We start from the raw sequence: 15,206 nt of genomic DNA, 5'->3' as shown, positions 1-15,206 counted from the left end.
CCATCCCTTGTCTCTGACGGCCACTTCTGGCCAGCGTTGTAACAGCCAGTGGATCTTTTGAAGATGCATGTGACTGAGCAGTATCGGGCAGGCAGTGTCGGCATGGCGTCAAGCTTCGGTTTGGCTCCGTTTTTGCGCGCGCGCTGGTTGCGCTGGTCACTCTGGCTGCTGTTGGTTTCTCTACCTTTACTGCTTTCTGCCAGCCAGCCTCTTACCCCCGAAGATCTCAAACTGGTACAGCGGGCACAGGAAACGTATGGTGTCAGAGCCGGTAAACGGGTCACGACTTGGCGTACGCTGGTCATGCAAAATCGTGCCGCCGGTCTGACAGACCGTCAGAAACTGGAGAAGGTAAACCAGTTTTTCAACCAGATGCGTTTTATTGACGACATCAAGTTGTGGCGCAAAAAAGACTATTGGGCGACCCCGTTGGAATTTTTAGGCGCGGCGGGTGGTGATTGTGAAGACTTCAGCATTTCAAAGTACTTTACCCTGCTGGAATTGGGGGTGCCGGATGAAAAAATGCGGATGGTCTATGTCAAGGCACTGGATTACAACCAGTTTCATATGGTGGTTGCTTACTATGACACGCCATCCTCAGTCCCCGTGATTTTGGATAACTTGATTGGGTCGATCCGGCCAGCCAGCCAGCGCCGGGATCTGATGCCGATATACAGCTTTAATGGTAGTCACTTGTGGTTGATGAAGGCGCGTGGTCAAGGGGAACTGGCTGGACAGTCCTCACGCCTGGGATTATGGAATGATTTACGCAATCGCATGACTTCGGGGCGATTGGCTCAGCCTGTGTTGAATTTGGATGATTAACCTATGACGCTCTACAGACAATTACTGGCCACCATGTTGATCCTGTTCGGGTTGTTGTTTGCAGCCACCTATTGGGTGCAATTCAACTCGACTCGTACCTATCTGGCGCAGCAGCAGGAAACCACAGTCATCAACACCGCCACATCCCTGGGATTGGCGTTGACACCTTATCTGGAAAATGGTGACAAGGTGGGGGCTGAATCCGTCATCCAGGCGATATTTGATGGGGGATATTATCGCTTGGTCCGTCTGGACTTGTTGGCTTCCAAGGATGTCATTGAGCAGGAAAATACTAACAATATTCAGGGGGTGCCGCAGTGGTTCATTAATTTGGGTCTGTTTCCGGAAGTATCCAACGAATCGATTCTGACCTCTGGCTGGCTGCAACTGGGAAAATTGAAGGTTGTTGGTCACCCCGGGCAAGCCTACTACGAGCTGTGGCGTGGTATGAGCGAACTGGCGAGCTGGTTTCTGATAGGTTTCCTCATCACCACCATTTTGTTGATGCGTGCGCTCAACTATTTGCTCAAGCCGCTCAAGCAGATCTGCGAGCAGGCGGTGGAGATCGAGCTGCATCACTTTGGCCATGCCATTCCTGAACCCAAGACCCATGAATTGAAACAGGTGGTACAAGCCATCAATACGCTTTCCAGCAAGCTGGCCCTGCAGTTCAAGGAACAGGCTGATGAAGCTGAAAAATTGCGGGAGCGGGTTTATGTGGATGCCGTATCCGGCTTGGGCAACCGGGCTTATTTCGTGGGTCAGGTAAATGCATGGATTGCCGAGGCGGGACAAGGCGGCGTCATGCTGGTCGCTGTCGATATGCTGGATGACCTGTACCGTGAGGAGGGGTTTGCTGCTCGTGACAACATGGTCAAGTCGATAGCACAGGCTCTGAAGGAGCAGCTGAAAGGCTGGGATGGGTCGGCACTGGCGCGGATTTCGGCCACGGAGTATGCCTTGCTGTGTCCTACCGATGATCTGGCCCAGCTGAAAGATTTGGCGGAGGTGATAAATAGTCGCATTGCCGACCTGGTTGTAAACCCCATGGGTGAGGGTGGTGCACTCTCCGTTATCGGTATTGCAGGGCGCGATGGTAATGACGATTTGTCAGCGTTGCTGACCAAGGCCGACAACGCCTTGGGCAAAGCGCGTAATGAACGTCGTGGCGCAGTAGTCATGGAGGGGGGGGTTGATCAAGGACTGATGGGACGTCTGGCTTGGCGCGATCTGGTACAAGATGCCATCGCTCGGCACTTGTGGCGCTTCAAGGCGCAACCTGCCTGCCGATTTGATAACGGCGAGCGTTTGCATGCCGAATTGTTTGCCTCTATTTCTCGTGATGGCACCGATTATTTTGCCGGTCAATTCTTGCCGGCCATCGAACAGTTCAAATTGGGCGGCGAATTCGATCAGGCGATACTTGAAGCTTCTATTCCATTGCTCCAACAACAGGCGGATCTGGTCTTGGCGGTCAATATTACAGCTGGCTCGCTGTGTTCCGATGAGTTCAGAGCGTGGTTGACCGGTTATCTGACGGATCATGTCGAGCTGCAAGAGCGGCTGCTGTTTGAAATCCCGGAAGCTGCCATCATGAAGCATAAAGATCATGTCACCGCCTTGGTGAAGGCCTTGCAAGAACATGGATTCCAGTGGGGGGTGGATCATTATGGACGTCACTTCCAGTCACTGGGATATCTGGAAGAGCTGGCTCCAGCCTATGTCAAGGTTGATCATGGCTATACCAGTCAGGTGATGGAGCCGGGGGCGGATACCTCCTTCCTGGCAGCAGTGTGCCGCGCCGCTCACAATGCCGGAGTCACAACCATTGCGACCCGGGTTGAAGATCAACATCAGGTTGAGCTGCTTGCCAAATTGCATATCGATGGTTATCAGGGTTTTGTTCATCCCGCATTCCCACTGGCTTGAACGTTATCAAATCAAAAGGGGCCCATAAGGGCCCTTTTTTATTCTAAAGATGAATAAGAATAGGTATTTTTAGGGCACCGCTCTGTTTTGGGCTCGCTTGAGACACTATCAAGTGATTGATTTGACATTATAAAAAAGACCCTTCGATTTAATACATTGCATCCCCCCAAGACGGAACAAATCCAATACATTTTTGCAACGGATGCGAAGCGTACAGACATCTATGGTGTAGACATCGAGATCTGTCACGTTGGAGCAAAGGATATGCGCACTCAAATCATCGACAAAACGGTTGTGGTTTCTTCCATTGAAGGCAGTGTTCAAATTGTGCTGGCTGATGGAAGCAGTCGCCCATTGCAAAAAGGCGAGATCCTCCAGCCGGGAGCCAAGCTTAATATCGCAGATGACGCCAAACTGGAATTAGCTCCCTATGATGATTCTCCTGCCGCTGCTACTCCAGATGCTCCCGCTCATGACGCACCAGCCCCTGGTCAACCTCAAGCCCCTGATGCGGGTACTGCGGCTTCTCCTGATATCGCTGCATTGCAAAAATCAATTCTGCAAGGGGTAGACCCGACACAAAACTTTGAAGCTTCTGCGGCCGGTGGGGCACCTGCCGCCGGTGGTGGTGGCGGGATCGGTGGTGTGGCCGGTGCCAGTGGCAATGGTGGCTTTGTCACCATTGACCGTATTGGTGATGCAACCATTGCTGCCGCAGGCTTTGACACCACATATCAGACAGACCCGGTTGTAGATACACAACAAGTAGTAGAGCCCTTGCTGGTCAATGAACTGACGGATCAGGGGGAGCAGCTGGTTGTTGCGGAAGACGGTGTATTGAATGGCAATTTGCTGGATAACACGGTCAATACCGATGGGCCGTCAGCTGCGTCGGTTCTGCTCTTCAGCTGGGGAGGCAACGCCAATGTGGCTGTCGGAACCAGTGTGACAATCGACGGGATCGGTACGCTTGTCGTCAATGGCGATGGCAGCTTCACATTCACCCCGGCTCCCAATTACGACGGTGCTGTTCCCCCTGTCGTGTACACGGTTACCGATGGCACGGATACGGTCCAATCCACCTTGGAACTCACTATCACGCCAGTCAATGATCTTGCTGATCAGGGCGAGAACGTCGTGGTGACGGAGGATGCGGCGGTATCGGGCAATTTGCTTGACAACACAGTCGATAATGATGGGCCTCAGGCTGCTACTGTCACCGGGTTTAGCTGGGGTGGGCTTGCCAACACGACTTTGGGTACCCCCGTCACTCTGGCCGGGGTTGGTACCCTGCTGGTCAATGCAGATGGCAGTTATCAGTTTACGCCAGCTACCAATTATGACGGCCCTGTCCCAGCGGTCAGTTATACCGTCACAGATGGTACAGATTCAGTACAGTCCATACTGACTATCACGATCACTCCTGTTGATGAGCCGGTTGAGCTTGCCGGTCTGCAGCTGGAGGGCGGAGAACTGACATTAAATGAAGCCTCATTGGCAGGAGGAAGTAATCCAAATGCAGCTGCTGTGACTCAGAGCGGTATTTTTACCTTCAGTGCAGCCGATGGTGTGCAGAGTCTGACGCTGGGAGGCGTCGCCTTGGTCACCAATGGGCAAGCTGTTACAGCCTTCCCGCAAACCATTACCAGCCCACTTGGTAATCAATTGATCGTTACCGGCATTAATTACAATCCCGTTACCGGCACGGGTAGCGTGAACTACAGCTACACCTTGGGGGGGAGTGAAACCCACACCCAGCCTGCCAATGACAATTCGCTTAGCGAGAGTTTCAGCGTCGTACTGGTTGATACAGATGGTGACAATACCAGCGGCAGCCTGGATGTGGTCATTCTGGATGATGTTCCCAGCGTTACCCTTACTACCAATTCTGAAGGATTGGGCTCTGTGTCCGTGGATGAAAGCCTGGTCAGCCTGGGTGGCGTTGGCACTGACGGGGTGGCCAGTGCCACCCTGAGTGCGGCCGACGTGCAGGCCCAGTTCAACCCGGCCTTCGGGGCCGATGGGGCGGGCAGCATTGGCTACAGCCTGGCGCTGACCGGTACCAACGTGGTGAGCGGCCTGTATGCGGTCGATCCGGCCGCGGCCAACGGCCAGGGCGCGGCCATCGTGCTCAATCAGGTGGGCAACGTCATCACTGGCAGCGCCGGTGGGGTGGACTACTTCACCCTGACCATCAACCCGAGCACCGGGGAAGTGACCCTGGCCCTGCTGGACAACGTCTGGCACGGCGATACCACCAATGCGGATGACAGCGTGGCACTGACGCTGGGTCAGGGCGTGCTGACCCTGGTGCAGACCGTGACCGACGCCGATGGCGACAGTGCCAGTGCGGCGGTGGATCTGGGCGCCAACGGCGTGTTCCGCTTCGAGGATGACGGCCCGCGGGCCGGGCTGGCGGTGGAAGCGCCGAGCCTGGGGGCGACCGTGGATGAAAGCCTGGTCAGCCTGGGCGGTGTCGGCACTGACGGGGTGGCCAGTGCCACCCTGAGCGCCGCCAATGTGCAGGCCCAGTTCAACCCGGCCTTCGGGGCCGACGGGGCGGGCAGCATTGGCTACAGCCTGGCGCTGACCGGTACCAACGTGGTGAGCGGCCTGTATGCGGTCGATCCGGCCGCAGCCAACGGCCAGGGCGCGGCCATCGTGCTCAATCAGGTGGGCAACGTCATCACTGGCAGCGCCGGTGGGGTGGACTACTTCACCCTGACCATCAACCCGAGCACCGGGGAAGTGACCCTGGCCCTGCTGGACAACGTCTGGCACGGCGATACCACCAATGCGGATGACAGCGTGGCACTGACGCTGGGTCAGGGCGTGCTGACCCTGGTGCAGACCGTGACCGACGCCGATGGCGACAGTGCCAGTGCGGCGGTGGATCTGGGCGCCAACGGCGTGTTCCGCTTCGAGGATGACGGCCCGCGGGCCGGGCTGGCGGTGGAAGCGCCGAGCCTGGGGGCGACCGTGGATGAAAGCCTGGTCAGCCTGGGCGGTGTCGGCACTGACGGGGTGGCCAGTGCCACCCTGAGCGCCGCCAATGTGCAGGCCCAGTTCAACCCGGCCTTCGGGGCCGACGGGGCGGGCAGCATTGGCTACAGCCTGGCGCTGACCGGTACCAACGTGGTGAGCGGCCTGTATGCGGTCGATCCGGCCGCGGCCAACGGCCAGGGCGCGGCCATCGTGCTCAATCAGGTGGGCAACGTCATCACTGGCAGCGCCGGTGGGGTGGACTACTTCACCCTGACCATCAACCCGAGCACCGGGGAAGTGACCCTGGCCCTGCTGGACAACGTCTGGCACGGCGATACCACCAATGCGGATGACAGCGTGGCACTGACGCTGGGTCAGGGCGTGCTGACCCTGGTGCAGACCGTGACCGACGCCGATGGCGACAGTGCCAGTGCGGCGGTGGATCTGGGCGCCAACGGCGTGTTCCGCTTCGAGGATGACGGCCCGCGGGCCGGGCTGGCGGTGGAAGCGCCGAGCCTGGGGGCGACCGTGGATGAAAGCCTGGTCAGCCTGGGCGGTGTCGGCACTGACGGGGTGGCCAGTGCCACCCTGAGCGCCGCCAATGTGCAGGCCCAGTTCAACCCGGCCTTCGGGGCCGACGGGGCGGGCAGCATTGGCTACAGCCTGGCGCTGACCGGTACCAACGTGGTGAGCGGCCTGTATGCGGTCGATCCGGCCGCGGCCAACGGCCAGGGCGCGGCCATCGTGCTCAATCAGGTGGGCAACGTCATCACTGGCAGCGCCGGTGGGGTGGACTACTTCACCCTGACCATCAACCCGAGCACCGGGGAAGTGACCCTGGCCCTGCTGGACAACGTCTGGCACGGCGATACCACCAATGCGGATGACAGCGTGGCACTGACGCTGGGTCAGGGCGTGCTGACCCTGGTGCAGACCGTGACCGACGCCGATGGCGACAGTGCCAGTGCGGCGGTGGATCTGGGCGCCAACGGCGTGTTCCGCTTCGAGGATGACGGCCCGCGGGCCGGGCTGGCGGTGGAAGCGCCGAGCCTGGGGGCGACCGTGGATGAAAGCCTGGTCAGCCTGGGCGGTGTCGGCACTGACGGGGTGGCCAGTGCCACCCTGAGCGCCGCCAATGTGCAGGCCCAGTTCAACCCGGCCTTCGGGGCCGACGGGGCGGGCAGCATCGGCTACAGCCTGGCGCTGACCGGCAGCAACGTGGCGAGCGGCCTGTATGCGGTCGATCCGGCCGCGGCCAACGGCCAGGGCGCGGCCATCGTGCTCAATCAGGTGGGCAACGTCATCACTGGCAGCGCGGGTGGGGTGGACTACTTCACCCTGACCATCAACCCGACCACCGGTGAAGTGACCCTGGCCCTGCTGGACAACGTCTGGCATGGCGACACCACCAATGCGGATGACAGCGTGGCGCTGACGCTGGGGCAGGGCGTGCTGACCCTGGTGCAGACCGTGACCGACGCCGATGGCGACAGTGCCAGTGCGGCGGTGGATCTGGGCGCCAATGGCGTGTTCCGCTTCGAGGATGACGGCCCGCGGGCCGGGCTGGCGGTGGAAGCGCCGAGCCTGGGGGCGACCGTGGATGAAAGCCTGGTCAGCCTGGGCGGTGTCGGCACTGACGGGATGGCCAGTGCCACCCTGAGCGCCGCCAATGTGCAGGCCCAGTTCAACCCGGCCTTCGGGGCCGACGGGGCGGGCAGCATCGGCTACAGCCTGGCGCTGACCGGCAGCAACGTGGCGAGCGGCCTGTATGCGGTCGATCCGGCCGCGGCCAACGGCCAGGGTGCGGCCATCGTGCTCAATCAGGTGGGCAACGTCATCACTGGCAGCGCGGGTGGGGTGGACTACTTCACCCTGACCATCAACCCGACCACCGGTGAAGTGACCCTGGCCCTGCTGGACAACGTCTGGCACGGCGATACCACCAATGCGGATGACAGCGTGGCACTGACGCTGGGTCAGGGCGTGCTGACCCTGGTGCAGACCGTGACCGACGCCGATGGCGACAGTGCCAGTGCGGCGGTAGATCTGGGTGCCAACGGCGTGTTCCGCTTCGAGGATGACGGCCCCAGCGTGACCATCAACGCGGTGGTAGACGGTGGCATCACCCTGACCACCCAGGATGCACAGACCATCGGGTCGGCCAGTGACACGGCGACCGGTAGCTTTGCGGCGGCGTTCCTGGCGGCGGCGGTGCCGAGCTATGGCGCGGACGGTCCGGGCACCACCACGGTGAGTGGCTACAGCCTGAGCGTGACTGACAGCAACAGCGGGCTGACCAGCAACGGGCTGGCCATCACCCTGACCAAGGTGGGCAGCGACATTGTTGGCTCGACCACGGCCGGGGAGGTGTTCCGCATCAGCGTGGCGAGCAATGGCACGGTGACGCTGACGCAGTCGGCGGAGCTGGACCATCTGCCGGAGGACGTGGACAACAGCAACGACAACAACCTCATCAGTCTGGCCAATGGCAAGGTGCTGCTGAGTGCGACGGTGACGGTGGTAGATGGCGACAACGACACCGCGACCGGGACGGTGAGTGCGGATCTTGGCGGCAACATCAGCTTCGAGGACGACGTACCGAGCGTGACCATCAACGCGGTGGTGGACGGTGGCATCACCCTGACCACCCAGGATGCACAGACCATCGGGTCGGCCAGTGACACGGCGACCGGCAGCTTTGCGGCGGCGTTCCTGGCGGCGGCGGTGCCGAGCTATGGCGCGGACGGTCCGGGCACCACCACGGTGAGTGGCTACAGCCTGAGCGTGACTGACAGCAACAGCGGGCTGACCAGCAATGGGCTGGCCATCACCCTGACCAAGGTGGGCAGCGACATTGTTGGCTCGACCACGGCCGGGGAGGTGTTCCGCATCAGCGTGGCGAGCAATGGCACGGTGACGCTGACCCAGTCGGCGGAGCTGGACCATCTGCCGGAGGACGTGGACAACAGCAACGACAACAACCTCATCAGTCTGGCCAATGGCAAGGTGCTGCTGAGTGCGACCGTGACGGTGGTGGATGGCGACAACGACACCGCGACCGGGACGGTGAGTGCGGACCTTGGTGGCAACATCAGCTTCGAGGACGACGTACCGAGCGTGGCCATCAACGCGGTGGTGGATAGTGGCATCACCCTGACCACCCAGGATGCGCAGACCATCGGGTCGGCCAGTGACACGGCGACCGGCAGCTTTGCGGCGGCATTCCTGGCGGCGGCGGTGCCGAGCTATGGCGCGGACGGTCCGGGCACCACCACGGTGAGCGGTTACAGCCTGAGCGTGACTGACAGCAACAGCGGGCTGACCAGCAATGGGCTGGCCATCACCCTGACCAAGGTGGGCAGCGACATTGTTGGCTCGACCACGGCCGGGGAGGTGTTCCGCATCAGCGTGGCGAGCAATGGCACGGTGACGCTGACGCAGTCGGCGGAGCTGGACCATCTGCCGGAGGACGTGGACAACAGCAACGACAACAACCTCATCAGTCTGGCCAATGGCAAGGTGCTGCTGAGTGCGACCGTGACGGTGGTGGATGGCGACAACGACACCGCGACCGGGACGGTGAGTGCGGACCTTGGTGGCAACATCAGCTTCGAGGACGACGTACCGAGCGTGACCATCAACGCGGTGGTGGACGGTGGCATCACCCTGACCACTCAGGATGCGCAGACCATCGGGTCGGCCAGTGACACGGCGACCGGCAGCTTTGCGGCGGCATTCCTGGCGGCGGCGGTGCCGAGCTATGGCGCGGACGGTCCGGGCACCACCACGGTGAGCGGTTACAGCCTGAGCGTGACCGACAGCAACAGCGGACTGACCAGCAACGGGCTGGCCATCACCCTGACCAAGGTAGGCAGCGACATCGTTGGCTCGACCACGGACGGGGAGGTGTTCCGTATCAGTGTGGTGAGCAATGGCACGGTGACGCTGACCCAGTCGGCGGAGCTGGACCATCTGCCGGAGGACGTGGACAACAGCAACGACAACAACCTCATCAGCCTGGCCAATGGCAAGGTGCTGCTGAGTGCGACGGTGACGGTGGTAGATGGCGACAACGACACCGCGACCGGGACGGTGAGTGCAGACCTTGGCGGCAACATCAGCTTCGAGGACGACGTACCGAGCGTGACCATCAACGCGGTGGTAGACGGTGGCATCACCCTGACCACCCAGGATGCACAGACCATCGGGTCGGCCAGTGACACGGCGACCGGCAGCTTTGCGGCGGCGTTCCTGGCGGCGGCGGTACCGAGCTATGGCGCGGACGGTCCGGGCACCACCACGGTGAGTGGTTACAGCCTGAGCGTGACTGACAGCAACAGCGGGCTGACCAGCAATGGGCTGGCCATCACCCTGACCAAGGTGGGCAGCGACATTGTTGGCTCGACCACGGCCGGGGAGGTGTTCCGCATCAGCGTGGCGAGCAATGGCACGGTGACGCTGACGCAGTCGGCGGAGCTGGACCATCTGCCGGAGGACGTGGACAACAGCAACGACAACAACCTCATCAGTCTGGCCAATGGCAAGGTGCTGCTGAGTGCGACCGTGACGGTGGTGGATGGCGACAACGACACCGCGACCGGGACGGTGAGTGCGGACCTTGGTGGCAACATCAGCTTCGAGGACGACGTACCGAGCGTGACCATCAACGCGGTGGTGGACGGTGGCATCACCCTGACCACCCAGGATGCACAGACCATCGGGTCGGCCAGTGACACGGCGACCGGCAGCTTTGCGGCGGCGTTCCTGGCGGCGGCGGTGCCGAGCTATGGCGCGGACGGTCCGGGCACCACCACGGTGAGTGGCTACAGCCTGAGCGTGACTGACAGCAACAGCGGGCTGACCAGCAATGGGCTGGCCATCACCCTGACCAAGGTGGGCAGCGACATTGTTGGCTCGACCACGGCCGGGGAGGTGTTCCGCATCAGCGTGGCGAGCAATGGCACGGTGACGCTGACGCAGTCGGCGGAGCTGGACCATCTGCCGGAGGACGTGGACAACAGCAACGACAACAACCTCATCAGTCTGGCCAATGGCAAGGTGCTGCTGAGTGCGACCGTGACGGTGGTGGATGGCGACAACGACACCGCGACCGGGACGGTGAGTGCGGACCTTGGTGGCAACATCAGCTTCGAGGACGACGTACCGAGCGTGACCATCAACGCGGTGGTGGACGGTGGCATCACCCTGACCACTCAGGATGCGCAGACCATCGGGTCGGCCAGTGACACGGCGACCGGCAGCTTTGCGGCGGCATTCCTGGCGGCGGCGGTGCCGAGCTATGGCGCGGACGGTCCGGGCACCACCACGGTGAGCGGTTACAGCCTGAGCGTGACCGACAGCAACAGCGGGCTGACCAGCAATGGGCTGGCCATCACCCTGACCAAGGTGGGCAGCGACATTGTTGGCTCGACCACGGCCGGGGAGGTGTTCCGCATCAGCGTGGCGAGCAATGGCACGGTGACGCTGACGCAGTCGGCGGAGCTGGACCATCTGCCGGAGGACGTGGACAACAGCAACGACAACAACCTCATCAGTCTGGCCAATGGCAAGGTGCTGCTGAGTGCGACCGTGACGGTGGTGGATGGCGACAACGACACCGCGACCGGGACGGTGAGTGCGGACCTTGGTGGCAACATCAGCTTCGAGGACGACGTACCGAGCGTGACCATCAACGCGGTAGTGGACGGTGGCATCACCCTGACCACTCAGGATGCGCAGACCATCGGGTCGGCCAGTGACACGGCGACCGGCAGCTTTGCGGCGGCATTCCTGGCGGCGGCGGTGCCGAGCTATGGCGCGGACGGTCCGGGCACCACCACGGTGAGCGGTTACAGCCTGAGCGTGACCGACAGCAACAGCGGGCTGACCAGCAATGGGCTGGCCATCACCCTGACCAAGGTGGGCAGCGACATTGTTGGCTCGACCACGGCCGGGGAGGTGTTCCGCATCAGCGTGGCGAGCAATGGCACGGTGACGCTGACGCAGTCGGCGGAGCTGGACCATCTGCCGGAGGACGTGGACAACAGCAACGACAACAACCTCATCAGTCTGGCCAATGGCAAGGTGCTGCTGAGTGCGACCGTGACGGTGGTGGATGGCGACAACGACACCGCGACCGGGACGGTGAGTGCGGACCTTGGTGGCAACATCCGGTTCGAAGATGATGTACCGACAGCTAAAGACAACAGCGTCGTCATCACTGAAGCAGGGTTGCCACCCTTCAACCTGGTGATGGTCATCGATACATCAGGCAGCATGTTGTGGCAGATCGGTACGTCGACAAATGGTTCGCCAAATCGCCTGGAGCTGGCGAAGGATGCACTAAACCACATGATTGACTCCTATGTGGCGCTGGGTGTGCCGCTGGTCTTCACGGTCATTGATTTTGCCAGTGGAGCTGTATTGATCCCGCAAACCAGTGATCCTGATGTGGCCAAGGCCAGTATTTCCGGTTTGCCGACAGATGGTGGCGGTACCAACTACAACGCACCACTCGTATTGGCGCAGAATCAACTGACGGCGGATCTGGCGAACCCCGCTTTGGCTGGGTATGAAACCAAGGTCTATTTCCTGTCGGATGGCGCTCCCAACGAGGGGAATGTCCCGGCCGGCTGGACCAGCTTTGTGAACAGCAACAATGTTGAGGTTTACGCGGTGGGGTTGAACGTCAGTGGCAATGCGACGGCGATCGCTCAGCTTGGTCTGGTGGAGGACCATGGGGATGCCGTCACGTTGGTCAACAACATCTATGACCTGGACGCCACACTCCAGGCCACCGTACCGCCACCAGCTACCGGCAATGTGATCACGGATGTGGATGCCAGTGCCGGTGTGGACAGTGCCGGTGCCGATACCCCCGTGACCGTATTGCAGGTCAGCTTTACCGTCAGCAATCCGGCCGCTTATGTCGGGGTCGCCGACAGTGTGAATGGCAATGTGGTGACCTTCCTGGTGCAAGGAGGAACGACCGGCCCCATGACCACACCTCTGGGTGGGCATCTGACCGTGAATGCGGACGGTTCCTACTCCTACACTCCGCCCAATGATGTGGCCGTCGATACACAGGAGACCTTTACCTACACCATTGTGGATGCCGATGGTGACACCTCCAGCGCTCTGTTGAAGATACTGGTACTGGACACCACTCCGATCACGGCTTCCGTGTTCGAAGATGGCCTGCCTGCCGGTCTGCCTGGCAACAACCCAGCCCTGACCACGGTTGCAGGCTCTCTGGCCCATATGGTGGTCGACAGTATCGGCGTCAACTTCGGCGTCGGCAGTACAGCCGGTTTGCCTGCGTTGACCTCAGGTGGTGTGGCGATTACCTACAGCATCATCCACGGTGTCGGAGTCGATACCCTGGTTGCAGTGGCAGGCAGCAAACCCATCTTCACGCTGGCTGTCGAGGCTGATGGCGATTACACCTTTACCCTGCAGGGCCCGATTGATCATGCCCTGGCTGATGGCAACGACCTGGAACTGAAGGCGTTGAATCTGTCCAGTGCGATCACGGCCCACGAAGGGGTGGATAACGTGACGCTGGTTCGCGACTTCATCGTACAGGTTGAAGACGATGTGCCGGTTATCATGACTCCGGCCATGGGGGTCATGCTGAATCAGTCCGGGGTGACTGGCATCTTCCTGCTGGATGGTGATGGCACTTTGTCCAACAACTACGGGGGGGATGGTGGTTCAATCCGGTTCGACAGCAGTTTGAATGGCAGCAGCAGTGGCATGACCTCGGGCGGTTTACCTGTCACCTATACCCTGTCTTCGGATGGCATTACGCTGACTGCCGCAACGGCGGCGGGTACTGTGTTCATTGCCACCCTGCAACCTGCATCCGGGACCTATCAGGTTCAGATGATTGGTGAGGTCGATGGCGGACAGACCACGATCGACTTCAATGGTGGTGATTACAACTTCGTCGGTGGTAATGCTTCCTGGGCCGGCTTTAATACGATTGCGAATGACAACAGCAAGGATCTGCTGTTGACGGCGATGACCAATGGTGCTGATGGTGGCACCGTCAACACTTCTGCTAATACGGGGGGATTAGCAGTGGAGCATCGGTTGGATCTGGTGAGGCGATGCGGATCGACTTTGTCATCGACTTGACAGGTAATCCGGTCAGTGGTGGATCTTACGGCAACCTGGCCAACCAGACCCATGCCTTTGAAGCCCACTACGATGTGAATGGCGCTTCCGCCCTGTTCACATCAATCAGCAGCGGTGGCTCCAGTGTGAAAGTGGTTGCCCGTCAGGATGTCGATAGTGACAACGATATTGGCGATGGCAACAAGGAGTCGCTGACCGCCGTTGCAATCAGCTACAACGGTTCGACCAGGATCGTCAGCATCGGTGCTGGCATGTCCCAGACTGTGGCGGTGGGAGGCCGCAGTTTTACAGTCAACTTTACTGACGATGATCCCACCTCTGGCGTTGCATATGCCGCGACTGTGGTAGGGGTTGTGTCCAATACCAAGCTGGCGGCCTACACCGCGGATGGCTATAACAGCCTGGAATTCCATTATGCGGCCGGGAGTGACTTCAAGATTGGGGACTTCGGTTCCAGTGTTGCCACTCCTGGGATCCCGGTCAGTTTGCAGCTGCCGGTCACGCTGACGGATGGAGATGGTGATGCAGTCCACAGCAACATTGGTCTTAGCCTGCTGCCGGAAGCACCGTTTACTCTGGACTACGACAGTTCTGCCAGCGGTGTGAATGTGACCTTCAACAGCACGCAAGGGCACGCCATCGGGTCTGATTTCGGTGACAGCATCACGGGCAACAGTCTGGACAACATCTTGTCCGGCGGCGATGGTGATGACTTGCTGTACGGAATGGGTGGCAAGGATACCCTGGTTGGTGGCAAGGGCAACGACGTACTGGATGGTGGCAGTGGCAACGACACTCTCTACGGGGAGGCTGGTGACGATACTCTGATCGGCGGGATTGGCAACGACATACTGCAAGGAGGCGATGGCAAGGATCTGCTGATCGGTGGTCTGGGTAGCGATACCATGACGGGTGGTGCCGGTAGCGATACCTTCAAGTGGCTTGCTGGCGATGCGGATAGCAGTACCGACAAGATTACCGACTTTACGTTGGGCAATCCGACTAACGGTGGTGATGTACTGGATCTGTCGGATCTGCTGGTTGGTGTTCCCTCGGCAGCCAACAACAACGATCTGGCGACGGCGCTGGACAACTACTTGAAGTTTGATACTGCAACCAACAAGCTAACCATTGATACAAATGGGCTTACCAGTGGTGGTTCACAACTGACGGTACAGTTCCAGGGTAGCCTGGATCTGGATCACAGCGGTGGGCTGACGACCAACCACGACATCATCAAGCAACTGTTGGATGACGGCAACCTCAAGGTTGATCCGTAACCAGCCTAAGGGGGCCGGGTAATACCTGGCCCCTGTTTTTTGACTGAG

At 60.2% G+C, this 15,206-nt stretch carries 4 protein-coding genes; all 4 read left to right on the top strand.

Annotation, left to right across the window (positions count from 1 at the left end; all coding sequences use genetic code 11):
• Positions 1–102 precede the first annotated feature (102 nt).
• Positions 103–825, top strand: coding sequence for a transglutaminase-like cysteine peptidase (locus E5E97_RS18630; RefSeq protein WP_024945793.1), 723 nt, complete (start codon positions 103–105; stop codon positions 823–825).
• A gap of 3 nt (positions 826–828) precedes the next feature.
• A complete protein-coding gene (locus E5E97_RS18625) occupies positions 829–2,754 on the top strand; it encodes an EAL domain-containing protein (RefSeq protein WP_076361422.1) in 1,926 nt (641 codons plus the stop codon).
• A 264-nt stretch (positions 2,755–3,018) separates the two neighbouring features.
• Complete coding sequence (locus tag E5E97_RS18615; RefSeq protein ID WP_301270959.1) at positions 3,019–13,878, top strand: retention module-containing protein; 10,860 nt, start codon at positions 3,019–3,021, stop codon at positions 13,876–13,878.
• Positions 13,851–15,158, top strand: a complete 1,308-nt coding sequence (locus E5E97_RS18610) for a calcium-binding protein (protein ID WP_171279648.1) — start codon at positions 13,851–13,853, stop codon at positions 15,156–15,158. The genes E5E97_RS18615 and E5E97_RS18610 overlap by 28 nt, the downstream gene beginning before the upstream one ends.
• The last annotated feature ends 48 nt before the right edge of the window (positions 15,159–15,206 follow it).

The sequence above is a fragment of the Aeromonas sp. 2692-1 genome, assembly GCF_013085505.1.
GTDB classification, from domain to species: domain Bacteria; phylum Pseudomonadota; class Gammaproteobacteria; order Enterobacterales; family Aeromonadaceae; genus Aeromonas; species Aeromonas hydrophila.
This window is presented reverse-complemented; position numbering and strand designations above follow the sequence as displayed.